Annotated in this window: 18 protein-coding genes; 15 read left to right on the plus strand and 3 right to left on the minus strand. The window is 72.7% G+C overall.

Going from position 1 to position 26,449, the window contains the following annotated elements:
- Positions 1-54: 54 nt before the first annotated feature.
- The 6 genes from AC5DRG_RS10725 (at position 55) to AC5DRG_RS10750 (ending at position 9,779) form a co-directional block, all read left to right on the plus strand.
- A complete protein-coding gene (locus tag AC5DRG_RS10725) occupies positions 55-879 on the plus strand; it encodes an urea amidolyase associated protein UAAP1 (protein WP_491809768.1) in 825 nt (274 codons plus the stop codon).
- Positions 876-1,481, plus strand: a complete 606-nt coding sequence (locus tag AC5DRG_RS10730) for an urea amidolyase associated protein UAAP2 (RefSeq protein WP_491809769.1) — start codon at positions 876-878, stop codon at positions 1,479-1,481. Before AC5DRG_RS10725 ends, AC5DRG_RS10730 begins: the two co-directional genes overlap by 4 nt.
- Complete coding sequence (locus AC5DRG_RS10735) at positions 1,478-4,990, plus strand: 5-oxoprolinase/urea amidolyase family protein (RefSeq protein WP_491809770.1); 3,513 nt, start codon at positions 1,478-1,480, stop codon at positions 4,988-4,990. The genes AC5DRG_RS10730 and AC5DRG_RS10735 overlap by 4 nt, the downstream gene beginning before the upstream one ends.
- Before the next feature lie 21 nt (positions 4,991-5,011).
- Positions 5,012-6,712: an allophanate hydrolase gene (atzF, locus tag AC5DRG_RS10740; RefSeq protein WP_491809771.1), complete on the plus strand. Its 1,701-nt coding sequence runs from the start codon at positions 5,012-5,014 to the stop codon at positions 6,710-6,712.
- Positions 6,713-6,782: 70 nt separating this feature from the next.
- On the plus strand, positions 6,783-9,029 hold the full coding sequence (locus AC5DRG_RS10745; RefSeq protein WP_491809772.1) for an MMPL family transporter: 2,247 nt from the start codon (positions 6,783-6,785) through the stop codon (positions 9,027-9,029).
- A gap of 141 nt (positions 9,030-9,170) precedes the next feature.
- Positions 9,171-9,779, plus strand: coding sequence for a response regulator transcription factor (locus tag AC5DRG_RS10750; RefSeq protein ID WP_491809773.1), 609 nt, complete (start codon positions 9,171-9,173; stop codon positions 9,777-9,779).
- Positions 9,780-9,918: 139 nt separating this feature from the next.
- Here the strand turns inward: AC5DRG_RS10750 and AC5DRG_RS10755 are convergent, their stop codons facing one another.
- On the minus strand, positions 9,919-11,085 hold the full coding sequence (locus AC5DRG_RS10755) for a sensor histidine kinase (RefSeq protein WP_491809774.1): 1,167 nt from the start codon (positions 11,083-11,085) through the stop codon (positions 9,919-9,921).
- Between the two features lie 229 nt (positions 11,086-11,314).
- Between AC5DRG_RS10755 and AC5DRG_RS10760 the strand changes: the two genes are divergently transcribed.
- Positions 11,315-12,127: an AfsR/SARP family transcriptional regulator gene (locus AC5DRG_RS10760; protein WP_491809775.1), complete on the plus strand. Its 813-nt coding sequence runs from the start codon at positions 11,315-11,317 to the stop codon at positions 12,125-12,127.
- Positions 12,124-13,038: a thioesterase II family protein gene (locus AC5DRG_RS10765; protein ID WP_491809776.1), complete on the plus strand. Its 915-nt coding sequence runs from the start codon at positions 12,124-12,126 to the stop codon at positions 13,036-13,038. The genes AC5DRG_RS10760 and AC5DRG_RS10765 overlap by 4 nt, the downstream gene beginning before the upstream one ends.
- Here the strand turns inward: AC5DRG_RS10765 and AC5DRG_RS10770 are convergent.
- The gene (locus AC5DRG_RS10770) at positions 12,941-13,582 is read right to left on the minus strand and encodes an MFS transporter (RefSeq protein ID WP_491809777.1); all 642 of its coding nucleotides are present in this window, start codon (positions 13,580-13,582) and stop codon (positions 12,941-12,943) included. The two genes, AC5DRG_RS10765 and AC5DRG_RS10770, sit on opposite strands and share 98 nt — an antisense overlap.
- Positions 13,569-14,834: an FAD-dependent oxidoreductase gene (locus tag AC5DRG_RS10775; protein ID WP_491809778.1), complete on the minus strand. Its 1,266-nt coding sequence runs from the start codon at positions 14,832-14,834 to the stop codon at positions 13,569-13,571. Before AC5DRG_RS10775 ends, AC5DRG_RS10770 begins: the two co-directional genes overlap by 14 nt.
- A 123-nt stretch (positions 14,835-14,957) precedes the next feature.
- Between AC5DRG_RS10775 and AC5DRG_RS10780 the strand changes: the two genes are divergently transcribed.
- The 7 genes from AC5DRG_RS10780 to AC5DRG_RS10810 all read left to right on the plus strand — a co-directional run bounded on the left by AC5DRG_RS10780 (position 14,958) and on the right by AC5DRG_RS10810 (position 26,447).
- Entirely contained in the window at positions 14,958-16,874 is a 1,917-nt protein-coding gene (locus tag AC5DRG_RS10780) for an HAD-IIIC family phosphatase (RefSeq protein ID WP_491809779.1), read from the plus strand.
- On the plus strand, positions 16,871-18,634 hold the full coding sequence (locus AC5DRG_RS10785) for a fatty acyl-AMP ligase (protein WP_491809780.1): 1,764 nt from the start codon (positions 16,871-16,873) through the stop codon (positions 18,632-18,634). The genes AC5DRG_RS10780 and AC5DRG_RS10785 overlap by 4 nt, the downstream gene beginning before the upstream one ends.
- Positions 18,631-20,409 carry an acyl-CoA dehydrogenase family protein gene (locus tag AC5DRG_RS10790; RefSeq protein WP_491809781.1) on the plus strand — a complete coding sequence of 593 codons (1,779 nt, stop codon included), beginning with the start codon at positions 18,631-18,633 and terminating at the stop codon, positions 20,407-20,409. The genes AC5DRG_RS10785 and AC5DRG_RS10790 overlap by 4 nt, the downstream gene beginning before the upstream one ends.
- Positions 20,406-22,106, plus strand: coding sequence for an acyl-CoA dehydrogenase family protein (locus AC5DRG_RS10795; RefSeq protein ID WP_491809782.1), 1,701 nt, complete (start codon positions 20,406-20,408; stop codon positions 22,104-22,106). Before AC5DRG_RS10790 ends, AC5DRG_RS10795 begins: the two co-directional genes overlap by 4 nt.
- Positions 22,107-22,177: 71 nt before the next feature.
- Positions 22,178-22,444: an acyl carrier protein gene (locus tag AC5DRG_RS10800; RefSeq protein ID WP_491809783.1), complete on the plus strand. Its 267-nt coding sequence runs from the start codon at positions 22,178-22,180 to the stop codon at positions 22,442-22,444.
- Entirely contained in the window at positions 22,441-25,425 is a 2,985-nt protein-coding gene (locus tag AC5DRG_RS10805) for a type I polyketide synthase (protein ID WP_491809784.1), read from the plus strand. Before AC5DRG_RS10800 ends, AC5DRG_RS10805 begins: the two co-directional genes overlap by 4 nt.
- Complete coding sequence (locus tag AC5DRG_RS10810; protein ID WP_491809785.1) at positions 25,422-26,447, plus strand: 3-oxoacyl-ACP synthase III family protein; 1,026 nt, start codon at positions 25,422-25,424, stop codon at positions 26,445-26,447. Before AC5DRG_RS10805 ends, AC5DRG_RS10810 begins: the two co-directional genes overlap by 4 nt.
- Positions 26,448-26,449 lie beyond the last annotated feature (2 nt).

Below are 26,449 nucleotides of genomic sequence, written 5' to 3' on the forward strand. Positions count from 1 at the left end.
CCGGCTCCTAATTTCTGTCAAGCGACAGAAATAACCCCGGAGCCGGAGGTCCCGATGGCGACAGCGACCACGTACGGAGCCCGCGCCCATGCCCGCGCCCAGGAGGGCACGCGCACCGAGGCCATGCCCGTCGTCCCGGCCGGCGACTGGCCGGCGCCCCCCTGCGAGGCGGGCCACCTGGTGTGGGCCGAGACGGTGGCGGGCGGCAACTACACACACCGGGTCCTGGCCCGTGGCACGGAGCTGCGCCTGACCGACCTGCGCGGCGACGCCTGCGCGCACCTCCTCCTGTACGTGGCCGACCGGCCCTGGGAACGGCTGAACGTCGCCGACACGGTCAAGGTCCAGTGGAACGCCTATCTGGGTGAGGGCCAGCTCCTCCTGTCCGACCAGGGCCGCGTCCTCGCCTCCGTGATCGCCGACACCTCCGGACGGCACGACGCGCTGTGCGGCACCTCCACCCTCGTACGGAACACCGAGCGGTACGGCGACGGAACCCCGCAGTCCGACTCGCCCGCCGGCCGCGAGCTGTTCAAGCTGGCCGCCGCCAAGAACGGCCTCGAAGCACGCGATCTGCCGCCGTCGCTCTCCTTCTTCCAGGGCGTCGAGGTGCGCGACGACGGCACCCTCGACTTCACCGGCTCGGCCGGCCCCGCCGGCAGCGTGACCCTGCGCGCCGAGCAGGACGTCACGGTGCTGATCGCCAACGTCCCGCACCCCGCCGACCCGCGCGAGGACTACGTCAGCACCCCGCTGGAGGTGCTGGCCTGGCGCGCCGAGCCGACCAAGCCGGGCAACCCCCTGTGGGACGCGACGCCCGAGGGCCACCGCGCCTTCCTCAACACCGCCGAATTCCTTGCCGCGAGGGGGCTCGCATGAGCACGTCCGTCGTTCCCGCACGCGCCGCCTGGTCCTCCGTCGTCCGCGCCGGCGAGACACTGACCATCACCGACCTGCACGGCAACCAGGCCGTCGACTTCCTCGTCTACGACGCCCATGACACGTCGGTCCGCTACAGCGCGCCCGACACGATCCACGCGCAGGGTGGCATCTTCCTCACCACAGGCAGTGTGCTGATGTCCAACGAGCACACCCCGCTGATGACCGTCGTCGCCGACGAGGTGGGCCGCCACGACACGGTCGGCGGCGCCTGCTCCAAGGAGTCCAACACCCTGCGGTACGGGCACCACACCTGGTCGCAGCACGCGTGCGTGGACAACTTCCTCGCGGAGGGCGCCAAGTACGGCCTCGGCAAGCGCGATCTGGTGTCCAACATCAACTGGTACATGAACGTGCCCGTCGAGAAGGACGGCACCCTCGGCATCGTCGACGGCCTGTCGGCACCGGGACTCGAACTCGTCCTCCGCGCCGAGCGCGATGTGCTCGTCCTGGTCTCCAACTGCCCCCAGATCAACAACCCTTGCAACGGCTTCGAGCCGACGGCGGTGGAGATGACCATCACCGAGGCGAGCGCCGGATGAGCTTCGACACGTTGCTGGTCGCCAACCGGGGCGAGATCGCGGTCCGTATCATCCGCACGGCTCGCGAACTCGGCCTGTGCACCGTCGCCGTGTACTCCGACCCCGACCGCTCCGCACCCCACGTGCGGCTCGCCGACGAGGCGGTGCGCCTTGGCCCGGCGCCCGCGAAGGAGTCGTACCTCGACGCCGACCTGGTGCTGAAGGCCGCCAAGGACACGGGCGCGGGCGCGATCCACCCGGGCTACGGCTTCCTGTCCGAGGACGCGGCCTTCGCACGGCGCTGCGAGGACGCCGGGATCGTGTTCGTGGGGCCGACGCCGGAGCAGCTTGAGCTGTTCGGCGCGAAGCACACGGCACGGGCGGCGGCGGAGGCGGCCGGGGTGCCGCTGGCGCCGGGGACGGGGCTGCTCGCCGGCCTTGACGAGGCGCTCGAACGGGCGGCTGTCATCGGCTATCCCGTGATGCTCAAGGCGACGGGCGGTGGCGGCGGTATCGGTATGTCGGCATGTCGGTCAGCCGATGAACTGGCCGAGGCCTGGGAGCGGGTGCAGCGCGTCGCCGCCGCCTCCTTCTCCTCCGCCGGCGTCTTCCTGGAGCGGCTGGTCGAGCACGCCCGCCATGTCGAGGTGCAGGTCTTCGGCGACGGCGAGGGCAGGGTCGTCACCTTCGGCGACCGGGACTGCTCCCTCCAGCGCCGCAACCAGAAGGTCCTTGAGGAGGCCCCAGCCCCCGGCCTTCCGGACCGCGTGCGCACCCAACTGGCCGCCAGCGCCCGCGACTTGTGCGCACGGGTCGACTACCGCTCGGCCGGAACCGTCGAGTTCGTCTACGACGCCGCCCGCGAGGAGGCCTGCTTCCTGGAGGTCAACACGCGCCTCCAGGTCGAGCATCCGGTGACCGAGGAGATCTACGGCGTCGATCTGGTCGCCTGGATGCTGCGGCTGGCCCGCGGCGAGAGGGACGTCGTCCGCGCCCCGGTCGCCCCGCGCGGCCACGCCGTCGAGGCGCGGATCTACGCGGAGGACCCGAGCCGCGAACACCGGCCCAGCGCGGGCCTGTTGACGCGGGTCGAGTTCCCGAGCGGTGTGCGCGTCGACGGCTGGGTGGAGACCGGCACCGAGGTGACGACGTCGTACGACCCGATGCTCGCGAAGGTCATCGCGTACGGCTCCGACCGGGCGCACGCGCTGCGGCGGCTGGACGAGGCGCTGGCCCGCACGCGCGTGGACGGCATCGAGACGAACCTGGGCCTGGTGCGGGCGGCGCTCGCGGACCCCGACTTCCGGGAAGCCGCGCACTCGACGGCGACCCTCGCCGGGGTGAGCGATCCGACGCCGCGTGTCGAGGTCGTGGCCGGCGGGACGCTCACCACCGTGCAGGACTGGCCGGGCCGCACCGGCTACTGGCAGGTGGGCGTGCCCCCGTGCGGCCCGATGGACGACCTGTCCTTCCGGCTCGGCAACCGTTCGCTCGGCAACCACGAAGGCGCCCCGGGGCTCGAATGCACCCTCCAGGGACCGTCGTTGAGGTTCACCCACGCGACGACCGTGTGTGTGACGGGCGCCCCGGCACCGGTGAGCGTGGACGGTACGCCGGTCGCGCAGTGGGAGCCGGTGACGGTGCCCGCCGGTGCCCTGCTGGAGGTGGGCGCCCCGGCGGAACACGGTCTGCGGACGTATGTGCTCTTCGCGGGCGGCCTGGAGGTCCCCGCCTTCCTCGGCAGCGCGAGCACCTTCACTCTTGGCCGGTTCGGCGGGCACGGCGGACGGGCGCTGCGCACCGGCGACGTCCTGCACGGCGGGACCGTCGTCGACGGCGAGCCGGTGGCGCACGCCGACCGTCCGTCCTTCGGCGCCGAGTGGCACGTCGGCGCGGTCGAAGGCCCGCACGCGGCACCGGAGTTCTTCACCGAGGACGACATCCGCGACTTCTACGCCGCCGACTGGAAGGTCCACTTCAACTCGGCGCGTACGGGCGTACGTCTGGTCGGGCCGAAGCCCCGCTGGGCGCGAACCGACGGCGGTGAGGCGGGCCTGCACCCGTCCAACATCCACGACACCCCGTACTCGGTCGGTGCCGTCGACTACACGGGCGACATGCCGGTGCTGCTGGGCCCGGACGGGCCCTCACTGGGCGGGTTCGTGTGCCCGGCGACGGTCCTGAGCGGGGAGCGCTGGAAGCTGGGCCAACTGCGGCCGGGCGACTCGGTGCGGTTCGTGCCGGTGGACGTCGACGGGTCGGCGCGGGACGCGATCGTGGACGGCGGGATCCTCGCGCGGGACGGCGACGTGACGTTCCGCCGCAGCGGCGACGACAACCTGCTCGTCGAATTCGGGCCCATGCAGCTGGACCTGGCCCTTCGCATGCGCGTCCACGCGCTGATGGAGGCGGTCGCCGAGGCCGGCTTCGAAGGGGTCACCGACCTCACGCCGGGCATCCGCTCCCTCCAGATCCAGACGGACCCCGGCCGCCTGCCGCAGCGCGAACTCCTCGCCCTGGTACGGGAGATGGCCGCATCGCTGCCCCCCACGGACCAGCTGGTCGTCCCCTCCCGCACGGTCCACCTCCCCCTGTCCTGGGACGACCCGGCGACCCGCGAGGCGATCGCCCGCTACATGGCGGGCGTCCGCGACGACGCGCCCTGGTGCCCCTGGAACATCGAGTTCATCCGCCGCGTCAACGGGCTCGACTCGGTGGCGGACGTGTACGACACGGTCTTCGACGCCGAATACCTCGTACTGGGCCTGGGAGACGTCTACTTGGGCGCCCCGGTGGCCACCCCGCTCGATCCGCGCCACCGCCTGGTGACGACGAAGTACAACCCGGCACGCACCTGGACGGCCGAGAACTCGGTCGGCATCGGCGGGGCGTATCTGTGCATCTACGGCATGGAGGGCCCGGGCGGCTATCAGTTCGTGGGCCGTACGACCCAGGTGTGGTCGGGGTGGCAGCAGCGGGGCGCGTTCGAGGCGGGGGCGCCCTGGCTGCTGCGGTTCTTCGACCGGATCAGGTGGTATCCGGTGGACGCGGACGAACTCCTCGATCTGCGGGCCGACATCACCTCCGGGCGCTTCGTGCCCCGTATCGAGGAGGGCACCTTCTCGCTGGCCGAGTACGAGGCCTTCCTCGCCGAGAACGCCGAGTCCATAGCGGGGTTCAGGGCCCGTCAGCAGGCCGCGTTCGGGGCGGAGCGGGACGCGTGGGAGGCAGCCGGCGAGTTCACCCGGGCCGAGGCCGTGACCGCACCGGCCGCCCCGTCGGCCGAGGTGGTCGTCCCGGCGGGCGGCCGGCTGATCGAGGCCGAATTCGCGGCGTCCGTGTGGCAGTTGAACGTGGAGCCGGGTGACGAGGTGACCGCCGGGCAGCCGTTGCTGGCCCTGGAGGCGATGAAGATGGAGTCCAGGGTGCACGCGCCGATGGACGGCGTGGTGACGGAGATCCTGGCCAGGCCGGGTGATCAGGTGGAGGCGGGCACGGCGCTGCTCGTCCTCGTGCCCGCCGCCAGCTGAAGAGCAAGGAGCACACAGGAAATGTCGACCACTCTGTCCCGCGTCCGGGCGGCCTACGACCGCGTCGACGCCGTCGACCGTCCCGAGATCTGGATCGACCTGCGTCCGCGGGCCGAGGTCGAGGCCGAAGCCCGCGCGATCGACGAGCGTGTGGCCTCCGGTGAGCAACTCCCCCTCGCCGGACGTCTGTTCGCCGCCAAGGGCAACATCGACGTCCGTGGTCTGCCCACCACCGCCGGCTGTCCGGCGTACGCCTACGAGCCGGAGGCCGACGCGCCGGTCGTGGCCCGGCTGCGTGCGGCCGGGGCGATCGTCCTCGGGACCACGAACCTGGACCAGTTCGCCACGGGCCTGGTCGGCACCCGCTCCCCGCACGGCGCCGTGCGGGGCGCCCACGATCCGGAACGGGTCAGCGGCGGTTCCAGCTCGGGGTCGGCCGTCGCGGTGGCCCTCGGCATCGTCGACCTCGCGCTCGGCACGGACACCGCGGGGTCGGGCCGGGTCCCGGCCGCCTTCAACGGCATTGTCGGTCTGAAGCCGACCCGGGGTCTTGTCCCGACGGCGGGTGTCGTCCCGGCCTGTGCCTCCATCGACTGCGTGACCGTGTTCGCCCGTACGCTCCCGGAGGCCGAGCAGGCGCTGGCGTTCATGGCGTCCCCGCCGGAACGGGCGCTTCCCGCGCTCCCTCAGCGGGCGCCGGGCCCTTGGCGCGTCGCGGTCGCCTCCCTGGAACAGCTCGGCGAGCTGGACGCGGGCTGGGGCGAGGCCTACGAGGCGGCCGTCGAGCAGATCCGCGCGGCGGGCGCCGAGGTACGCACGCTCGACCTCAGCCCCTTCAGCGAAGCCGCCGCGATGCTCTACCAGGGTGCCTTCGTCGCCGAGCGCTACACCGCCGCGGGGAGTTTTATCGACAAGTTGATCGCCGAGGGCGGCGAGGGCCTCCCCGCCGACCTCGACCCCACCGTCGCCGGCATCATCACCCGCGCCCGCGACATCCCCGCCCACCAGCTCTACGCCGACCAGGACCGGCTGGCCGCCCTGCGCGCCCGCGCCCTCGCCGAACTCGCCGACGCGGACACCCTCCTGCTCCCCACCACGCCGGGGCACCCGACCCTCGCCGAGGTCGCCGCCGACCCGCTGGGCGCCAACGCCCGCCTCGGCCGCTTCACCAACTCGACGAACCTCTTCGACCTGGCGGCGGTCGCCGTCCCCGCCGGTTCCGTGAACGGCCTCCCCTTCGGCGTGATGCTGATCGGCCCGGCGTTCACGGACGAGCGGCTGGCGACGATCGCCCGCTCACTGGAGCCGCAGACCCGCATCGCGGTGGTCGGGGCGCATCTGACCGGCCAGCCGCTCAACCCTCAACTACTGTCCCTGGGCGCCCGGTTCGACCGTACGACCACGACCGCCCCCGTCTACCGTCTGCATGCCCTCGCGACCACCCCGCGCAAGCCGGGCCTGGTCCACGTCGGCGAGGGCGGGTCCGCCGTCGAGGCCGAGGTGTGGCGCCTCCCGGCGGAGGGGCTCGGGCGTCTGCTGGCGGCGCTCCCCCGCCCGATGGCGCTGGGCAGCGTCGAACTGGCCGACGGCAGCCGTGTGCCCGGGTTCCTGTGCGAGCCCGGAGCGCTCGAAGGGGCGGCGGACATCACGTCGTACGGCGGCTGGCGGGCGTATCTCCAAGCGGATCCGTCGGCGCGGCCGTCGGTGCAGCCGTCGCTTTAGTCCTCGCCGCGACCATCGGAGGCCGCAGCACCCTGCCCGCTCACCAGGGAACCAGGGAAGGACGCCTCCGATGACCACCCCACCTCCGTCCCCGTCACCCCACTCGGACAGCAGTCGTACGACCAGGGCGCTGACCGCCCGACCACGTCTCACCCTCCTGCTCGTGCTGCTGCTCACGGCGGCCGCCGTGGTGCTCGGTAAGGGAGTCGCGGACCGGCTCGGCAGCGGGGGCTCGCGGATCCCGGGCTCCGAATCGACGTACGCCACCGCCCAGTTGGAGAGGCGCTTCCCCGCGTCCCAGCCGAATCTGCTGCTGCTCGTCAGCGCGGAGAACGCGGAGAACGCGCAGGACGGTGTCGACGATCCGGCGGTCGCGGCCGAAGCACGCTCCCTCGCCCGTGACTTGGCGCGGGAACCCGGCGTCGGCGGCGTCGTCTCGTACTGGGACGGCGCGGCCAAGGGCGACGCGGCGCTACGCGCCAAGGACCGCGGCGAGGCGCTGATCACCGCGCACCTGAGCGGTGACGAGGACGCCGTCGATGACACGCTGAAAACCCTGGAACCTCGCTATCTCGGCAAACACGGCGCTGTGGACGTGGAGTTCGGCGGCCCTGCGGCCGTGCGGCACGCCTCGCAGGAGGTGATCGCCGAGGATCTCGTCCGGGCGGAGATGATCGCCCTGCCGGTCACGCTCGTACTGCTCGTCATCGTGTTCGGGAGTGCCGTCGCGGCGCTGCTGCCACTGCTCGTGGGGATCGTGGCGATCCTCGGCACGAACGCGGTGCTGCGGATGGTCACCGAGTTCACGGATGTGTCGGTGTACGCGCAGAACCTGACGACCGCGCTCGGGCTCGGTCTGGCCATCGACTACGCGCTGCTCATCGTGCGCCGTCATCGTGAGGAGCTGGCGGCCGGGCGGGAGCCCCGGGCTGCGGTCATCGCCACCTTGCGGACGGCGGGGCGGACCGTGCTGTTCTCGGCGCTGACCGTTGCCGCGTGTCTCGCGTCGATGTTCGTGTTCCAGCAGTACTTCCTGCGGTCGTTCGCGTATGCCGGGATCGCCGTGGTGCTCATCGCGGCGGCGGCCTCGCTCATCGCCCTTCCCGCCGTGCTCGTGCTGCTCGGGCAGCGGGTCAACGCCCTGCGTCTGCCGCTGAGTTGGAAGAAGGCCGGCGGCGGGGAGCCCGGCGCCGGCTGGGGGCGGCTCGCGCGGCTCGTGATGCGGCATGCCCCGCTGTTCGCGGTGGGCACGGTGGCCGTTCTGGTCGTCCTCGGACTGCCGTTCAAGGACGTGCACTTCGGGACGGCGGACGACCGGCAGCTGCCCCAGTCGTCCGGTCCCAGGGTCGTACAGCAGCACCTGCGGGAGGAGTTCCCGGCGAGTCCCGGCAGCGCGCTCACTGTGCTGGTGGAGGGCCCGGGGGCGACGGACCGGCAGGCGGTCGCCGACTACAGCCGCGAGGTGTCGGCGCTGCCGCACGTCGTCCAAGTGACGGGCCCGGCGGGGCAGTTCGCGAAGGGCGCGCGGACCGGTGATCCCTCGGCGCGGCAGCCCGGCTATCTCACGGTGCTGCACTCCGGTGAGGCCACCTCGCGCTCCAGCCTGGACCTGGTGGACGAGATCCGCTCGGTCCCGGCCGACTTCCGGGCCTCGGTGACCGGTCCCGCCGCCGTCCTCGCCGACACCCAGCACGGCACTGCCGACCGCCTTCCGTGGGCGCTGGGCATCATCGCCGCCGCCACGCTGGTCCTGGTGTTCCTGTTCACCGGGAGCGTGCTGCTGCCGGTCCTCGCGATCCTCCTCAACGCCCTGAGCCTGACGGCCATGTTCGGCGCGATGGTGTGGGTGTTCCAGCAGGGTCACCTCTCGGGCCCGCTCGGCTTCACACCCACGGGTGACATCGAAACGGCACTCCCGGTGCTGATGTTCTGCGTCGCCTTCGGACTCTCCATGGACTACGGGGTGTTCCTGATCTCCCGTATCAAGGAGGAGTACGAGATCGGCGGCGACCACCGGGCGGCGATCGCGGACGGCATCCGGCGCACCGGCGGGCTCATCACGGCGGCCGCGCTGATCCTCGCCGTCGTGATGGTGGCGATCGGGACCTCGCGGGTCACGAACATAAAGATGCTGGGTCTGGGCGTGGGGCTGGCGGTGCTGATGGACGCCATGGTCGTGCGGAGCCTGCTGGTGCCGGCCGTGCTGCGACTGACGGGACGGGCCACCTGGTGGGCCCCGGGGCCCCTGCGACGGCTGCACAAGCGGGCCGGAATGACCGAAACACCCATCGACACGAGGGAGTTGGTGGCCCCCTGAATCCTCGGCCAGAGCCGTGGCCGAGCGTGACCGCCCACCCACGCTCCGCCACAGTTCCCTCACAAAACGGCCATAGGACGGGGATACACTCCCGCCCACGTGCGACGGAACCACTGTCCGCGTAAGCCTGGGGGGCGGGAGTTGATCCGGATTCTGCTGGCCGAGGACGTGTCCATGGTTCGCGGGGCCTTAGTGGCCCTGCTGAACCTGGAACCCGACCTCGAAGTGGTCGCCGAAGTCGAATCCGGGGACGCGGTGCTGGAAGCGGCACTCGCCGCCCGGCCCGACGTCGCCGTGATCGACCTCGACCTGCCGCACACCGACGGGATCACGGCGGCCGCGCAGCTGCACGAGCGGCTGCCCGGCTGCCGCACCGTCATCCTCACCAGCCTGGGCAAGCCGGGATCCCTGCGCCGGGCGCTCGCCGAGCGGGTCACCGGATTCGTCCTCAAGGACTCGCCCGCCTCCTATCTCGCGGAGGTGGTCCGCAAGGCCGCCGAGGGCGAGCGGGTTGTCGACCCGGAGCTGGCGCTCGCCGCGTTCTCCGACGGGGAGTCCCCGCTCACCGAGCGCGAGACGGAGGTCCTGCACTGGGCGGCGCGGGGCGCCGACGCGTCGGAGATCGCGGAGGCGCTGCACCTGTCGGCGGGCACGGTGCGGAACTACCTAACCTCCGCAGTCACCAAGCTGAACGCCCGCAACCGGCTAGACGCGGTAAGGATCGCGCAGGAGTCGGGCTGGCTGCTCTAAGCAGGACTGGTCAACTCCGGTCCGGTGCAGCGCCTTTAGGGGCGCGGGGCTGTGTTGAATCTGCGGCTACCGCCGCGTGCGCGCGACCAGCCCCCACCGACCCGCAGCCAAGGAACCACCCATCCAGCGAAGCACCCCGTCACCGGAGGTGGAACGGCGCCTCCGCCACCACCCGATACCAACCTCTCTCATCGATATCCACGGTGAGCCGCCCCCCGATCGCTGCGAGCCGTTCCGCGAGGTTGGCAAGCCCGCCCGCCGCCCCCGCCCCACACGGGAAGGGACTCGAACGCCCAGCACCCACACCGTCGTTGGCGAGGGTCAGGCGTACGAACCCGTCATCGGTGCGCCGAGTCTCGATACGGCACTCCGTGGCCTTGCTGTGCCGGACGAGGTTGGTCACGCCCTCCCGCAACACCGTCGCGAGGACGGTTCCGACAGGCCCCTGGCTCTCGCACCGCAGGTCCACGCTGGCGCGTATGTCGGCCGCGGTGAGCAGGGAGCGGGCCGACTCCGCCTCCACGGACAGCGACAGGTCTCGATAGCCGCGGGCCACGGTCCGTACGTCGGACAGCGCCTGGCGGGCCACCGTGAGCAGCCCGTCCAGTTCCTCGCGGGACCGTTCGGGGTGCCGGCGTACCAGGCGCTGCGCCAGATCGCCCTTGAGGGTGATCGCGGAGAGGCTGTAGCCGAGCAGGTCGTGCAGGTCGCGGGCGTAGCGGCGGCGCTCCTGTTCGACCGCCCGCCAGGCCAGCGTCTCGCGTTCCTCGCGGGCGGCGCGCACCAGGTGGGCGAGGCGTGAGGTGCCGTAGACGGCGAGGGCGACGACTCCGGTGGACCAGCCCGCGTAGAGCCAGCGTGCGGGATCGGCGCCCTGGCCGAAGGCCGCCGCGCACACGCCGGCGACGGCCAGTGCGGCGAGGGCGCGTCCGGCGCGCGGGGCGACGGTCAGCAGCAGGGACGCGGCGAAGTAGCCGGCCATTCCGGGCCAGACGGGTGCCTCCGCCACGGCGGGCAGGAAGCCCAGGACTCCCTGGGCGACGAGTGTCAGGCACAGGAGGCCGCCACCGATCCGGCGTCGGACGGGCAGGCTGTGCAGCAGGTGCAGGACGTATGTTCCCAGCAGGGCGCCCACCGCCACGGTCGCGGCGGTGGTGCCGGGCCGTTCGGCGGCGATGGCCAGCAGACCCAGCGGCAGGAAGACGGCGGTGGTCAACAGGACGGTGCGTGCGGCCCGTTCGGGCGCGCCGCGCGGATCGACGGGTCGTACGCGCACGCCCCGCGCCCATGAAATCGTTCCGGGCATCGGACTCCCCCCAGAGGCTCCCCAGCTCTCTTGTCCGGACGGGCGGATGGTAGGCGAGTTAGAACCGCTGTCGACAGTGCGCATCCGTAACCTGGCCGACTCACGACATGAGCCCCATGACGGATTCACGTTGACTTCGTGCCGAGGTCACTGGCGGCCCCGACGCGGCCCCTGTCACCTTCGGAGAGGGATCTGCATGCGGCACACCGCATCAGCGAGGGGGCAACGGATGGAAATCGCCGTACTCGGACCGCTCGGCGTACGTCTCGGACAGACGTCGGTCGTACCGAGCGCCGCAAAACCGCGCAAGGTGCTGGCGCTGCTCGGGCTCAACTGCGGCTGCCCGGTGAGCGTTTCCCTACTGGTGGACGAGCTGTGGGGGGATCGGCCGCCACCGTCGGCCGAAGCCACGCTCCACACGTATGTGAAACAGCTCCGGCGGCTGATCGGGGCCGCACTCGGCCCTGATGCCCCCGGGGGTCCGCGGGATGTACTGCGCCGCGTCCCCGGGGGCTATCTGCTCGACGCGCCGCCCGACTCCACGGACGCGGCACGCTTCGAACAGCAGTCCTCCGCGGCCCGGGTCGCGCTGGAGGAGGGCGCCGACTCGGTGGGCTCCGCGCTGCTCGCCAAGGCGCTGCGACTTTGGCGCGGACCTGTACTCGCCGACGTCGAACCGGGGTTCGTCCTGCGCTCGGAGGTGCTGCGGCTGGAGGAGCTTCGGATGGCGGCCCTGGAGGAGCGCTTCGACGCGGAGCTGCGGCTCGGCCGGCATCGGGCTCTGCTGGGTGAACTCGCCTCGCTCACCGCACGGTTCCCGCTGCACGAGACCCTGCATGGTCAGCTGATGCTCGCCCTGCACCGCAGCGGCCGCTCCTGGCAGGCCCTGGAGACGTTCCGCCGGCTGCGCCGCACACTCACCGACGAACTGGGGCTCGAACCGTCGGCACGCGTACGGGAGTTGCACGAGGCGGTGTTGCGGGGCGACCCGGCGCTGGACGGCCAGGGGGCCTGGCTCCGGCGACCGCTGGCCGTGCGGTGACGGAGTACCTCGCCCGTCCGCCGCGGGAGGGTGCCGCCGCCCGGCTGCTCTGCTTCCCGTACGCGGGCGGGGGCGCCTCCGCGTACGCCCGCTGGGAAGGGGGGCTGGCCCGGCGGGGCGCTGAGGTGGACGTCCTGCCGGTACGGCTGCCCGGCCGGGAGGGGCGCATCGGGGAACCCCGGTTCACCGAACCGGCCCCGCTGGTCGCCGAGTTGGACAGCGAGCTCGGCCCGCTGCTGGACGAGGGCCCGCCGGTGCTGCTGTACGGACACAGCATGGGCGCGCTCCTCGCGTACGAGTGGATACGGCGCCGCCAGTCGCGCGGCAGGCGTCTCCCGGTCGCGGCGCTGCTGGCCGCGTACCGGGCACCGCACCTGCCCGCGCCGCGTATCGGCGACCCGGACACGTCCGACGACGAGCTGACCCGGGAGCTGGCGGAACTCGGGGGCCTGCCACCGGTGTTGCTGGGCCATCCGGAGTGGCTGCTGGCGCTGCTGCCGGTGGTGCGGGACGACCTGGCGCTGTGCGCGAAGGCGGAGGGGGTGGCCGAGTCGGTGGACGTGCCGCTGCACCTGTTCGCCGGGGAGACGGACGAGTTGGTGCCCCGGGAGCAGGTCGCGCGGTGGCGGGAGTGCGCCGCCCGCGGCTGGGAGCTGCGGGCCGTTCCCGGCGGGCACTTCTTCCTCCGGACGCACGAGCCGGCGCTGCTGGACGCGGTGGCGTCGGTGGTGCGGCGGTACGTCACGCCTCCTCGGCCAGGACCTGCCACGTCTCGTCCACCCGCACCGGCCACGTCTCCTCCGCCCGGACCCGTCACGCCGCCTCGTCCCGGACCGGCCGATCCGCCGCGTCCCGCACGACAGGGGTGGGGGCCGGACTCGGCCGCTTCTTCCGTGCGCGGAGAATCCTGATCGTCGTCACACCGCCGACGCCGACGAGCGGCACGTCCGCCCAGAGCGTCCAACGCCAGTGCGACGCGGGCACGTTGGCCGCCGCGACGAGGCCGGCTATCAGCCCGGTCAGGACGACGACGCTCCACCCCACGAGCAGCCGGTCCGTGTGCGCCGGTACGAGGAGCAGCGCGGCGGCCGTCAGGGCGGCGGCCCCGGCGCCCTGAGCGGCCCGCAGCGCGAGGAACGGCTCGGCACCGGACACCAGCGTGCAGGCCACGGATGCCTGTACGAACAGCCACAGTCCGATGAGCAGGATCACCAGCGGGCCGGTGCGCCGGCCGAGGCGCCGGGCGGGCAGGACGAGGGCGCCGAGCGCGACGGCGTAGACGATGACGGGCCACAGGATCCAGGTCGACGGCAGCCCGTTCGCGGCCCGCAGCTCCTTGCCGAGGCCGGCGACGACCGCGCCGGAGGCGGCGATGGCGAACTGGTGCAGGGCCAGGGCGCCGAGGAGCAGCGGGGGCGCCCCGTCCTCGCCTCCGCGCGCCTCAACCTCGTACATCCTGCTGCACCTTGGCGATCCGCTCCCCCGGCTGCTGGAGCTGGAAGTAGGCGCCCGCGAGCACCTTGTGGGTGAGGCGTTCGCTGTGGTCGACCGCGCGGTAGAGGGTGCGGCGCCAGGCTCCGCCGAGGCGGCCGCCGAGGGAGAACAGGCGTTCCTGGCGGAGTTGGAGGGCGCGGGAGCGGGCCACGGAGGCCTCGCGGGCGCGCTGGAAACGGTCGTTCGCCCCGTCGAGGGCGGCAGGACCTGCGGGGAGGGCCTCCTCCAGGAGGGGGGCCAGGGTGACGGCGTCGATGATGGCGTGGTTGACGCCCTGGCCGAGGATCGGGGTGAGGGTGTGGGCCGCGTCGCCGATCAGGACAAGGCCCGGGGACGACCAACGGGGCACGACAGTGGTGAAGATGTCGAGCATGGATGTGTCGGACCAGCCACGGATGTGACGGCGGACGGTCTCCGAGAGCTCTGGGGCGAGCAGGTCGAGGCGCTCGTGCAACAGCGGCAACCCGTGTTGGCGGATCTCCTTCAGGCCGCCCTTGGGGATGTTGAAGCCGACGCGGACGCTGTCGGGCCTGGTGGGGATGAAGAGGCCGTGGTGGTCGCCCCGGATGCGGACGCGATAGGTGCGGTCGTCCCAACTGTCGTACGGAAAGGGCAGTTTCAGCCAGACGACGTCCCGGTCGAGCGGGATGACGTCGGCGTCCAGGCCGGCCATCTCGCGGACCTTGCTGAAGCGGCCGTCGGCGCCGACGGTGAGGGTGGCGTGGATGGTCGTGTCACCTTCGGGGGTGCGGGCCCGTACGCCGGTGACCCGGCCCTCGTCGTCCCGCAGCAGCTCGGTGGCCGTCGCACCCTGGATCAGGGTGAACGCGGGCTCCTCTGTGCCTGCTTCGGCGAGCGTGGTGAGAAGGGTGTGCTGCGGGAGTTCGACCGGGAAGGGGTGCGGGTACTGGAAGCGGTCGAAGTCGGCCGAGAGGACGGTGTGTCCGGCGTCCTCGATCTCGAAATGGTGCATCTGGACGTAGGCGCCGTCGAGCCGGTCGAGGATGCCCAACTGGTCGAGCAGCCATACCGAGTCGGGTGACACGGACTCGCCTCGGAAAGTCCGGTTGAAGTGCTTCGACGCCTCCAGTACGACGACGTCGACCGAGCGCCGGGCGAGTTCCACGGCGAGGGTGAGGCCGGCGGGTCCGCCGCCCACGACGCATATCTGGGTCCGCAGTTCGCGTGCCGCCCCGTGCAGGTCGTCGTCCATCGGTCCCGCCTTCCACTGGGTCGTACGGTCACGGCCCACCGTCGACAGCGGCGCTTGCGCCCGCCTTGCGCCAACAGGGGCCGCACAAGGGAGGGTTAAGGAGCCGCCCGCAGGCTCCCTGCCATGACCACCGAGACGACGGCGGCGGCCGGACCACTCGACCGGCTGCGCCTGATGCACTCCGACGGCAGGCTCGCGGCGCACTGGCAGGACCTGCCCGCGCTGCTGCACCGAGTGGCCACCGGCGACGATCCGTCAACCGCGCTGCGGACGGCGGGACGGCTCATCGGATCCGTCCGTGACGAAATAGCCGACCCGCGTGAGGAGTTGGCCGACCCGGCCGTCGAGACGATCACCGCCGCCGTGAGCGGCAGCGGCACGCTCGACGGCCTGGTGCCCTCACTGACCGCGGAACTGGCCCGGCACCGCCTGCTGCTGCGCCCGCTCACCGGCGACCACGGCGCCTGGGAACGTGACCTGCTGGACCCGCGAAGCCCCGTGTACGCGCCCGGCACCGGTCTCGCCCTGTGTGTACTCGACGCCTCGGTGGTCTTCGACCTCCTCCCGACGCCCTGGACGGCCGAGGACGCCGCCACGGCCGCCCGGGACTTCCTGGCCCGCCTCGACCACCTCACCGCCCACCACGCCCGGCACGGCCACGGCACCCTCGTCCTCAACACCCTGCCGCTGCTGCGCGAGCACACGCACCAGCTGGTGGACCACCGCTCACGGGCCGAACTGGGCGCGCTCTGGCGGGAGTTGAACGCCGGGATCCTGCGCCTGTCCGCCCGCCACCCCCGTACCCACACCATCGACCTGGACCCCCTCGCCCACGCCGCCGGCCCGGTCCGCGACACTCGCCTCGCCGGATACGCGCGCGCCCGCCTCGGCGCCGAACTGCTCGCCGCGTACGCCCGCGAGGTCGCCCACCTCGCCCGTGCCCTGCGCGGCCGGACGAAGAAGGTCCTGGTACTGGACGCGGACAACACCCTGTGGGACGGCGTCCTCGGCGACGCCGGTCCCGAGGGCATCGCCGCCGCCTCGACCCTGCGCGGGGAGGCCTTCGGCCGCTTCCAGCGAGTCGTACGCCAACTCGGCGCCCAGGGCGTGCTGCTGGCGGTCTGTTCGAAGAACGACCAGGAGCCACTGGCCCAAGTCCTGTGCACCCACCCCGACATGGCCCTGTCCGAGGACGACTTCACCGTCGTACGCGGGGACTGGGGCCCCAAGGACCAGGGGCTGAAGGCGATCGCGGCGCGGCTGGGGCTCGGGGTGGACAGCCTCGTCTTCGCGGACGACTCGGCGTTCGAGCGGGCGCAGGTGGCGGGCGCGCTGCCCGAGGTGGCGGTGGTGCCGCTCGACGACGAACCGGCACTGCACGCCGAACGCCTGCTGGCCGACGGCTGGTTCGACGTGCCCGAGCTGACCGACACGGACCGGCAGCGGGGCACCCAGTACCGCAGCGAGGGCGAGCGGCAGGACCTGTTGGAGAGCGCCGAGTCGTACGACGATTTCCTCGCGCGTCTGGAGGTCCGGGTCGAGGTGGCTCCGCTGCGCCCGCACGAGGTGGCGCGGGTCGCCCAACTCACCCAGCGCACCAATCAGTTCAACCTCACCACCCGCCGCATGACGGCCGAGGAGGTACGGGCCGCCGCCGACGCCGGCCTGGTCCTCACCGTCGGGGCGCGGGACCGGTTCGGCGACAGCGGTCTGGTCGGGGCCGTGTTCGTGGCCCGCGACCACCGGGGCTGGCACATCGACAACGCGCTGCTCAGCTGCCGGGTCTTCGGGCGTGGCATCGAACAGGCCGCGCTGGGCGGGGTGTTGGCGCTGGCCCGGGACGCGGGCGCGTCCGCGGTGCACGGCCTGTTCCGGCCCACCGCGAAGAACCACCGCTACGCCGGTTTCTATCCGTCGCTCGGCTTCGAACCGTCGGGACCGCCACAGCCCGACGGGACCGTCGAGTACCGCCACCCGCTGCGGGACCTGCCCGCGGCGCCCGGCCACATCGCTCTCACCATGTCAGGGGGACGGCCGTGACCAGCACACCGCTCCGCTTCGCTCCGGCGACCGCGGACACCTTCACCCGAGTCGTCCTGGAGCGCGCCGCCGCGCATCCGGAGCGCGACGCGTTCATCTACCTGCCGGACCGGTCGGACGGCACGGATCCCGAGCATCTGACGTACGGGGACGTGGACTTGGGCGCGCGGCGGGTCGCGGCCTGGCTTCAGGAACGGGGCGCGACCGGCCGCCCGGTGCTGCTGCTGCACCCGCCGGGCCCGGCGTTCCTCTCGGCCTTCGCCGGCTGCCTCTACGCCGGCGCGGCGGCGGTCCCGGCACCGCTGCCGACCGACCAGGGCGAGCAACTCACCCGCGTGGCGGGCATCTTGCGGGACTCGGAGGCGGTCGCGGTCCTCACCACGTCCGCGTACGCGCCGCTCCTCCAGGCCTGGCTGGACTCCCTGGCCCTGCCGCACGTCCACACCCTCGCCACCGACGGGGCCGCACTCGAACTCGCCGCCGACCCGCGGCAGTGGCGCCCGCCGGCCACCCGCCCGGACGATCTGGCGTTCCTCCAGTACACATCGGGCTCGACCAGCGATCCCAAGGGCGTCATGGTCACCCACGCCAACCTCCTCGCCAACGAGGCCGCGATCGCCCGCTGGGGCGGCACCGATGAGCATATGGTCGTCGGCGGCTGGCTGCCGCACTACCACGACCTCGGCCTCATCGGACACCTCCTCCAGCCGCTGTACGCGGGCGGGGTCGCCGTCCAGATGTCACCCATGTCGTTCCTGAAACGGCCCAGGCGCTGGCTGGAGATGATCGGCACGTATCAGGTCGAGGGCTCCGGAGCCCCCGACTTCGCGTACGAGCTGTGCACGCGCCGCATCACCGACGAGCAGCTGGAGCAACTCGACCTGTCCAGCTGGCGAGTTGCCCCGAACGGCGCGGAGCCGGTGCGGGCGGAGACGCTGCGGGCGTTCGCGCGGCGGTTCGCTCCGGCCGGCTTCCGCCTGGAGGCTTTCACCCCGTGCTACGGCCTCGCCGAGACGACCCTCCTGGTCACGGGCGCCGACTCGGCCTCGCCGCCGATCGTGCGCCCGGTCGACGCCACCGCCCTGGAACAGGGGGTGTTGGCGGAGGGCGAGGACCGCACGCTCGTCTCCAGCGGCAGCGTCTGGGACTGCGACGTACGCATCTGCGACCCCGAGACCTGCGGCGAACTCCCGGACGGGCGGGTCGGCGAGGTGTGGGTACGCGGCCCGAGCGTGACGACCGGCTACTACGGCAACAAGGCGGCCACCGCGGAGTGCTTCCGCCCGGACGGCTGGGTGCGCACCGGGGACCTCGGTGTCCTGGACGAGGGCGAGTTGTACGTCACCGGGCGCATCAAGGAGGTCGTGGTCCTCGCCGGCCGCAACCTCTACCCGCACGACGTGGAGCGCGCCGCCCGCACAGCCGACCCCTCCCTCGCCCGGGGTGCGGGCGCCGCGTTCGGCGTCACCGCGGGCGACCGCGAACACCTCGTCCTGATCCTGGAGGTCCGCGTCGCGGCCGTCCCCGACGGCGACCTGCACGCGGTGGCCACGGCCGTACAGCACACCCTGGGCCGGGAGTTCGCGCTCCCCGTCGGCAGCGTCCTGCTCGTCCGCCCCGGCGCCGTCCGCCGCACGACCAGCGGCAAGGTCCGCCGCCGGGCGATGCGCGAGCTGTTCCTGCGCGGCGAAGTGACGGCGCTCTACGAGGTGTTGGACCCGGCCGTCCGGACCGTACGGGATCCGGAGGGCGCTTCATGACCGAGCCGCGCGAACACTCCCCCTACCGTCTCGCCGAGGAACTGGAACACGCCCTCGGCGACCCCACCGACGCCCGCACCACCTTCTCCGACGCCAACTGCCTGGCCCTAGACGCCCGCGAGGAGTTCCCGGCCGCGATCTGCCGCGACCTCGACGCCTGGGGCCTGCCCGACTACTACGTGCCCGTCCGCCACGGCGGGCGGCTGCGCGACTACGAGCACGCGCTGCAGCTCGTCCGGACCGTCGCCCGGCGCGATCTGACCGTGGCGGTGGCGCACGGCAAGACGTATCTGGGGGCCGTGTGCGTGTGGGTCGCGGGCGGCGACGAGCAGGCCGCGCGGCTCGGCGCGGACATCCGGGCCGGGGTTCCGGTGTCGCTCGCGCTCACCGAACGGGCCCACGGCAGCGACCTGTTGGCGGGAGAAGTGACCGCTGAAAGGGCGGGCCGGGGCTGGCGGCTGCACGGCGAGAAGTGGCTCATCAACAACGCCACCCGCGGCACCCTCCTGTCCGTGCTGGCCCGCACCGACCCGGCCGGCGGCCCCCGCGGCTTCAGCGTCCTGCTCGCCGACAAGCGCGGACTGGCCCCGGGCAGCCACCGCCCGCTCCCGAAGGTGCCCACGCACGGCATCCGCGGCGCCGACATCTCCGGCATCGTCCTCGACGGTGCCCGGGTGGGCCCGGACGCCCTGGTGGGCGCCGAGGGCACCGGCATCGAGACGGTCCTCAAGGCACTCCAGCTCACCCGCACGATGTGCGCCTCCCTCTCCCTCGGCGCCGCCGACCACGGCCTGGGCATCGCCCTCGACTTCGCCCGCGAGCGGCGCCTGTACGGCCGTACGCTCGCCGAACTCCCGCAGGCACGCCATGTGTTGGCGTCGGCGGCGGCGGACGTGATCGCCCACGAGGCCCTCGCGCTCGTCGCGTCCCGGATGGTCCACACGGCGACGGACGAACTGTCGCTGACAGCGGCCGTGACGAAATACCTGCTGCCGACCGGCACGGAGGACGTACTGAGCGCACTCGCCGGAGTGCTCGGAGCGCGGGCATTCCTGGTGTCGGGGCAGGGTGTCGGGCCCTACGGCATGTTCCAGAAGGTGGAGCGCGACCACCGGATCGTCGGCCTCTTCGACGGAAACACCCTGGTCAATCTCACCTCGCTGGTCCAGCAGTTCCGTTCGCTCGTACGGCATTGGAGGGGCCGTACGACGGATCCCGCACCGGCGCTGGCAGCCTGCGAACTGACTGTGCCGCTCCCGGAGTTCGACCGCACCCGGCTCGCGTTGAAGGCGCGGACCGGCGGTTCGCTGCTCGCCGCGCTGCCCGGCTTCGTGGGAGCGCTGCGGGAACAGGCCGCCGAGCAGCCCGCGCTCAAGGGTGCCGCCGACTCGGCCCAGCATCTCCTGACGGTTGTCGATCAGCTCCACGAGCGGATGGCCGACTTCGCGGACGTGGTCGCCGATGTGCCGGAGGACGCCTTCGAGGTGGCGCGCCGCTACTGCCTGTGCGTGGCGGCCGCCGCATGTCTCGGGCTGTGGGTGCGCAACACGCGCGGGGCCGACGACGAGGGGCTGTGGCGGGACGGGGTGTGGCTGCGGGCCGTACTCGGCAAGCTGCTGGTGCGTCTCGGGGAGGCGCCGCCCAGGCGTGATCCGTATGCCCCGGGTGCCGGTGACGCGTACGAGGAGCTGCTGGAGGAGGCCCTCGCCGCACGCGCGCGGGGGCGGCTGTTCTCGCTGCTGCGGCTCGACCTGGCGCGAGGAGCGGCGGCATGACGTACACCGGGAGCGGCGGGACGGCGTACACGTTGACGGACGACGCGGCTCAGCGGGCGCGGGGACTCGCGCTGGCCTTCGGCGACCCTCACGACCCCGAAAACCCGCTCGGGGACGCCCGGTTGACGGCCGCCGACGAGCGAGGCGAGCTCAGCCCCGACGGTGAGGCGCTGCTCGACGGTTACGGTCTGGGCGCCGAGTACGTGCCCGTCGAGCTCGGCGGGCGGCTGGCTCGACTGGACGGTCTGGTGCGGGTGTTGCGCGAGGTGTTCCGCCGGGACGTGGGGCTCGGCCTTGGGCACGGCATCACGTCGTTCATGGCGGCGGTCAACGTCTGGACGGCCGGCTCCTCCGAGCAGCGCGCCCGGCTCGCGGAACTCCTCCTGGACGGCGCCAAGGTGTCCGTCGCCTACCACGAACTCGCCCACGGCAACGACTTCCTGCGCGTCGACTTCACCGCACGCCCCGCACGCGGCGGCTATCGCCTGTACGGGACGAAGGAGGTCATCAACAACGCGGACCGGGCCCGCGCTTGGGTCCTGTTCGCCCGCACCGACCCGGCACCCGGCAGCCGCAGCCACTCGGTTCTGCTCGCCGGCCCCGACGACCTGCCGACGGACCGCTGGCAGCCACTCCCCCGCTTTTCCACGGCCGGGGTGCGCGGCTGCCGGATCTCCGGACTCGCCTTCCGCGACTGCCCGTTGCCCTCCTCCGCGCTGGTCGGCGAGGAGGGACGGGGCGGCGAAGTGGCACTCCGCTCCTTCCAGGTGACACGCAGCGCGCTGCCCGGAATGGCGATCGGTACGGCCGACAGCTGTCTGCGGACGGTCATGCGCTTCGCGCTCGGCCGCCGCCTCTACCGCCGGAGCGTCATCCAACTCCCGCACGCGTCAGCCGTGTTGACGAACGCGTTCGCCGATCTACTGCTGTGCGACAGCCTCGCGCTGGCCGCCGCACGCACCGTCCATCTGCTCCCCGAGCAGGCGAGCGTCACCTCGGCCGCCGTGAAGTACCTGGTGCCGAAGCTGCTCACGGACAGCGTGCGCGAACTGTCGGTGGTACTCGGCGCCCGCTTCTACGTCCGCGAGGGCGAACACGCCGTCTTCGGCCGGCACGTACGCGACCTGCCGGTCCTCTCGCTGGGGCACGCGGGCCCGACGGCCTGCCTGGCGACGCTGGTGCCGCAACTGCGGAGGCTGGCTTCCTCCTCCCAACTCTCGGCGCCCAAAGATCTGTTCACGGTGGACGACGACGGAGTGCCCCCAGGCATTCCCTTCGACCGCCTCACGCTCGCGGCGACGGGCGACCCGCTCACCGAAACGCTGACCACGAAGGCCCCGAACGACTTTGTGGGCGACCTACTGCGCGACCTCGCCGCCGAGTTGGCCGACGTACGCCGCGCCGCCCGCTCCCTCCCACCCCCCGACCGCACCCCGCTCGCCTCCCCCGGCGCGTTCGCCCTCGCCGCGCGCTACGCCGAACTGCTCGCCGCTGCCGCCGCCGTCGGCGTGTGGCGTTCCGCGCCCGGCGGTTTCCTCGCCGACCCGGTGTGGCTCGGCGCGGCCCTGCACCGCTCGGCACGCCGCCTGGGACTGGGCGAGGGCGGGATCCCGGACCAGTGCGCGCGACCGCTCGCAGCCGAACTACGCCGCAGATACGAGGAGTTGCGGCCCTTCGACCTGTACGACCACGCGTAGCAACGGCGCCACGCGGACCGCCCCAGCTGCTCTCACAAGGCTCTCAACGCCGCTCTCAGTCTGGAGACGCCATGTCCTTGCCCACCATCCCCACCGAGCAGACCCTGATCGAATGGCTCACCGGCCGCGTCGGTGCCTATCTGCGGCGCGACCCCGCCGAGATCGACCCCTCGGTGCCGCTCGCGGAGTACGGCCTCGACTCGGTGGCCGCGCTGAGCCTGTGCGGCGATGTCGAGGACCACTTCGGCATCCCCGTGGACCCCACGGCCGCCTGGGACTTTCCCACGGTCAACGCGCTTGCGGGGCACCTCTGGTCGACGCTGGAGGACGCCGGATGAGCACGGGCAGGGTGGCCGTCACCGGGCTCGACTGCCGATTTCCGGGCGCCGAAGACCCATACCGCTACTGGGAGTTGCTGATGCGCGGCGGCGACGGCATCGGCCGTGTGCCGCGCGAGCGCTGGGATCCGGGGACGACGGGCGGGCCGGCCGAGGGCGGGTTCATCGCCGGGGCGGACGCCTTCGACCACGCCTTCTTCACGATCAACCCGCGCGAGGCCGCCTCCATGGACCCGCAGCAGCGGCTGATGCTCCAGTGCGCGTGGCGGGCCTTCGAGGACGCGGGCACGGCACCGCACCGGCTCGCGGGGACGGCGACCGGAGTGTTCGTCGGGGTGATGGGCAGCGAGTGGGCCCAGCTGACGCTGACCGACCTGCCCGGCATCACCCCGCAGATCGGCTCCGGCAACGGCTACTGCATGATCGCCAACCGGATCTCGTACCACCTCGACCTCAAGGGCCCGTGCCTGGCCGTCGACACCGCGTGCTCGTCGTCGCTGGTCGCGGTGCATCTGGCGGCGAACGCGCTGCTCGCGGGCGAGTGCGACCGGGCGCTCGCGGGCGGCGTCAACATCGCGCTGACGCCCGCGCTCGGCCTGTTCTACGAGCGCGCCGGGCTCGCCGCGCCCGACGGCCGCTGCAAGCCGTTCAGCGCGGAGGCGAACGGGATCGGGCGTGGCGAGGGCGTCGGCGCGGTCGTCCTGCGCCGCCTGGAGGACGCGCTCGCCGACGGCGACCCGGTGTACGCGGTGCTCCGCGGGACGGCCGTGAACCAGGACGGCCGCAGCAACGGCCTTACGGCACCAAGTCGTTGGTCGCAGCAGGAGGTCGTGGCGGCCGCGTACCGCAGGGCGGGCGTGGAACCGGGAGACGTCGTCTTCACCGAGGGCCACGGCACGGGTACCGCCCTCGGCGACATGATCGAGGCCAAGGCCCTCGCCGCCTGGCACGCCGGCCGCGACCGCCCGATGGCCCTCGGCTCGGTCAAGGGCAACCTCGGCCACACGGAGGGCGCGGCCGGCATCGCGGGGTTGATCAAGGTCGCCCTCGCCCTGCACCACCGCACAGTCCCGGTCAGCCGCCTCGCCGCCCACGAAAACCCCGGACTCCTGCTGGCGGAGAAGGGGTTGAGGCTCTTGAAGGCGCCGTTGCGCCTGTCCGGCCCGGCGGTGGCGGGCCTGAGCAGCTTCGGGATGGGGGGCACCAACGCGCATGCGGTGCTGGAGTCGGCGCCGGGTGTGCGGGTGGCGGGGTCGGCGGGGTCGGCGGGGTCCATTGTCCGAGGGCCGTCCGCTGTCGATACGACGGCTTCGGCGCCGCCCGCCTTGGGCGCCCACGTCTTCACCCTCACGGCCCCGGACGCGCCCGCCCTGCACCGCAACCTGACCGTCCAGGCCGCCACCATCGACCGTCGCCGCGCACCGGCAAACGCGCTGTGCCGGGCCTCGCACCGGGTCAAGACCGGCCATGCGCTGCGGGCGGCGGTCGTGGTCCGCTCGGAGGACGGCAGTGCGCAGCTGGCGGCGGCCCTGCGCGCGGCGGCCCGGCACGAGCCACCCGCCGCCGCTCGCCAACCTCCGCACATCGCCGCCCTGTTCACCGGCCAGGGCGCCCAGTTCCCGGCGATGGGAGCGCCCCTCTACCGCGCGTCCTCTCTCTTCCGCCGCCACCTCGACGCCGCCGACGCGGCCCTGCTGCCCTTCACCGGGGAGTCCATACGCGACCTGCTCCTGCGCGCCGACCCCGCCGTGCACCGCACCCGCTGGGCCCAACCCGCCCTGTTCGCCGTCGGCTACGCGCTCGGTGCCGCCCTCGCGGACGTCGGCGTACACCCCGACCTGCTGCTCGGGCACAGCGTCGGCGAGTTCGCGGCGGCCGTGCACGCGGAGGCGCTGTCGCTGTCGGACGCGGCGCGGCTCATCTCCGCGCGCGGCGCGCTGATGGAGCAACTCCCCGACGGTGGCGGCATGCTGGCCGTCCACGGTCCGGCGGACCTCCTCCACGACCTGGTCGAGGGCGAGCCCCTGGTCGGTTTCGCCGCCTTCAACGGCCCGCGTTCCACGGTGCTTTCGGGTGACCTGGCCGCCCTGGACCGCATCGCGTCCGCCCTCGACGGCGTGCGCGTACGGCGGTTGGAGGTCTCGCACGCCTTCCACTCGCCGCTCATGCGTCCGGTCCTCGAACCCTTCCACCGCATCGCCGAGGAGATCACGGGCGGCGTACCCCGCACCCCGTTCTACTCGACCGTGCGCGGCAAACTCCTGGAGTCCGAGCCGCTGGACGCCGCCTACTGGACGGAACACCTCAGCGCCCCCGTCCTTTTCGCGGACGCCGCCGCCCAACTCCTCGACGAACGCCCGGCCCACGTCCTCGAACTCGGCCCCCGCCCCATCCTCACCGCCTTGGCCCGCCGCATCACCTCCGACCACGCCCCGACCCCGCTGCACCCGCTGCCGGGCGAGTCCGCGAGCGGAGAGGAGCTGGCGGCGACGGTCGCCGCGCTCTACCGGGCGGGCCTGGACGTGGACTGGTCCGCTCAGGACGAAGGCCTCCCGGCCAGGCGGCTGGAGCCGTACGCCTTCGCGACGGAGGCCCGGTTCTGGCGCGGGGCGCCACCGGCAACGCCGGGTGCGCGGACCGTCGTAGGAACTGATCAGGACGACTCGCCCGACGTGCACCTGCCTCCGTCCCCCTCCCCCGAGGCATCGATCGCATCCCATGTCCTCGAAGCGGTCGCCGAGCTCGGCGGCTACGAACTCGCCGCTCTCTCCGCCCAGTCGCGCCCCCAGGAGGACCTCGGTCTGGACTCGGTCACGCTGATCGAGCTGAAGGCACGCGTCGAGGCGCGGCTGCCGCAGCTCGGGCCGCTGCCGGTGGAGGAGCTGCTCGGCCATCTGTCCACGCTCGGCGACCTCATCGCGTACGTCACCTCGCGCGCCGCCCGCCCGATGGTCAACTCAACGACGGAGCCCCCCATATGACCGAGTCCGCTGTCGCCCATGTAGTCGCCGCCGCGTCGGCGCTGCCCGGCGCTCCCGTCGACAACGCCGCCCTCGCCGCGTCGCTCGGCGTCAACGAGGAGTGGATCGACCACTTCATCGGCACCCGCACCCGTCACTTCGCCCGCGATCTGACGAGCGGAGAGGTCCGCTGGTCGCTCGCCGACCTGTGCGCGGAGGCCGCCGGACTCGCTCTGGAGCGCGGCGGCGTCGACCCGGGCGAGGTCGAGTTCATCGTCCTGGGCACGGCGACGCCGGACCATCTCATGCCGGCCACCGTCAACGAGGTCGCCGACCGCCTCGGCCTCGACCAACTCCCCACCTACCAGCTCCAGTCGGGCTGCGCGGGCGCCGTCCAGGCCCTCGCACTGGCCCGCACCTTCATCGCCGGCGGTATGTACAGCACCGGCCTGGCCATCGGCGGCGACGTGTGCACCAAGCACCTCGACCTGCGCCGCGACCTCTCCTCGGCGGCACCGGGCGACCTGGTCAACTGCGTGCTGTTCGGGGACGGTGCCGGAGCCGCCGTCGTCAGCGCGCACCCCGGCGAACGGCCCGTGGCCCTGCGCCGCACCCTCAACCGCTGTACGGGGCTGGGCCGTAGCCCCGGGCAGATCATCGACTGGTTCGGGCTCGCCGACCGGCACGACGGGCGCCAGGCGCTCACCGAGGACTACAAGGCGATCGAGGAGTCGGTGCCCGCCATGGCCGTCGAGATCCTCTGGGAACTCCTCGACGACCTGCGCTGGCCGGCCGAGGACCTCGACTTCATTCTCCCGCCGCAGCTGTCGGGCCGGATGACCCGGCTGATCACCGAACAGCTCGGGCTGCCGGCCGCACGCGAGATCTCCTGCGTCGCCGACACCGGCAACAACGGCAACGCGCTGCCCTTCCTCCAGATCGAGCAGGTGATGAAGGAGATCGGCGGCGGGCAGAAGGCGCTGGCCGTGGCGGTCGAGTCGAGCAAGTGGATCAAGGCCGGTTTCGCACTGGAAGGGCTGTAGAG

This window comes from Streptomyces sp. JLBG701 (genome assembly GCF_058544905.1).

What these genes read in the sequence shown, in the direction of transcription:
- AC5DRG_RS10725 (WP_491809768.1), top strand. Translation starts at nt 55, where the DNA reads ATGGCGACAGCGACCACGTACGGAGCCCGCGCCCATGCCCGCGCCCAG.
- AC5DRG_RS10730 (WP_491809769.1), top strand. Translation starts at nt 876, where the DNA reads ATGAGCACGTCCGTCGTTCCCGCACGCGCCGCCTGGTCCTCCGTCGTC.
- AC5DRG_RS10735 (WP_491809770.1), top strand. Translation starts at nt 1,478, where the DNA reads ATGAGCTTCGACACGTTGCTGGTCGCCAACCGGGGCGAGATCGCGGTC.
- atzF (WP_491809771.1), top strand. Translation starts at nt 5,012, where the DNA reads ATGTCGACCACTCTGTCCCGCGTCCGGGCGGCCTACGACCGCGTCGAC.
- AC5DRG_RS10745 (WP_491809772.1), top strand. Translation starts at nt 6,783, where the DNA reads ATGACCACCCCACCTCCGTCCCCGTCACCCCACTCGGACAGCAGTCGT.
- AC5DRG_RS10755 (WP_491809774.1), bottom strand. Translation starts at nt 11,085, where the DNA reads ATGCCCGGAACGATTTCATGGGCGCGGGGCGTGCGCGTACGACCCGTC.
- AC5DRG_RS10760 (WP_491809775.1), top strand. Translation starts at nt 11,315, where the DNA reads ATGGAAATCGCCGTACTCGGACCGCTCGGCGTACGTCTCGGACAGACG.
- AC5DRG_RS10770 (WP_491809777.1), bottom strand. Translation starts at nt 13,582, where the DNA reads ATGTACGAGGTTGAGGCGCGCGGAGGCGAGGACGGGGCGCCCCCGCTG.
- AC5DRG_RS10775 (WP_491809778.1), bottom strand. Translation starts at nt 14,834, where the DNA reads ATGGACGACGACCTGCACGGGGCGGCACGCGAACTGCGGACCCAGATA.
- AC5DRG_RS10780 (WP_491809779.1), top strand. Translation starts at nt 14,958, where the DNA reads ATGACCACCGAGACGACGGCGGCGGCCGGACCACTCGACCGGCTGCGC.
- AC5DRG_RS10790 (WP_491809781.1), top strand. Translation starts at nt 18,631, where the DNA reads ATGACCGAGCCGCGCGAACACTCCCCCTACCGTCTCGCCGAGGAACTG.
- AC5DRG_RS10795 (WP_491809782.1), top strand. Translation starts at nt 20,406, where the DNA reads ATGACGTACACCGGGAGCGGCGGGACGGCGTACACGTTGACGGACGAC.
- AC5DRG_RS10800 (WP_491809783.1), top strand. Translation starts at nt 22,178, where the DNA reads ATGTCCTTGCCCACCATCCCCACCGAGCAGACCCTGATCGAATGGCTC.
- AC5DRG_RS10805 (WP_491809784.1), top strand. Translation starts at nt 22,441, where the DNA reads ATGAGCACGGGCAGGGTGGCCGTCACCGGGCTCGACTGCCGATTTCCG.
- AC5DRG_RS10810 (WP_491809785.1), top strand. Translation starts at nt 25,422, where the DNA reads ATGACCGAGTCCGCTGTCGCCCATGTAGTCGCCGCCGCGTCGGCGCTG.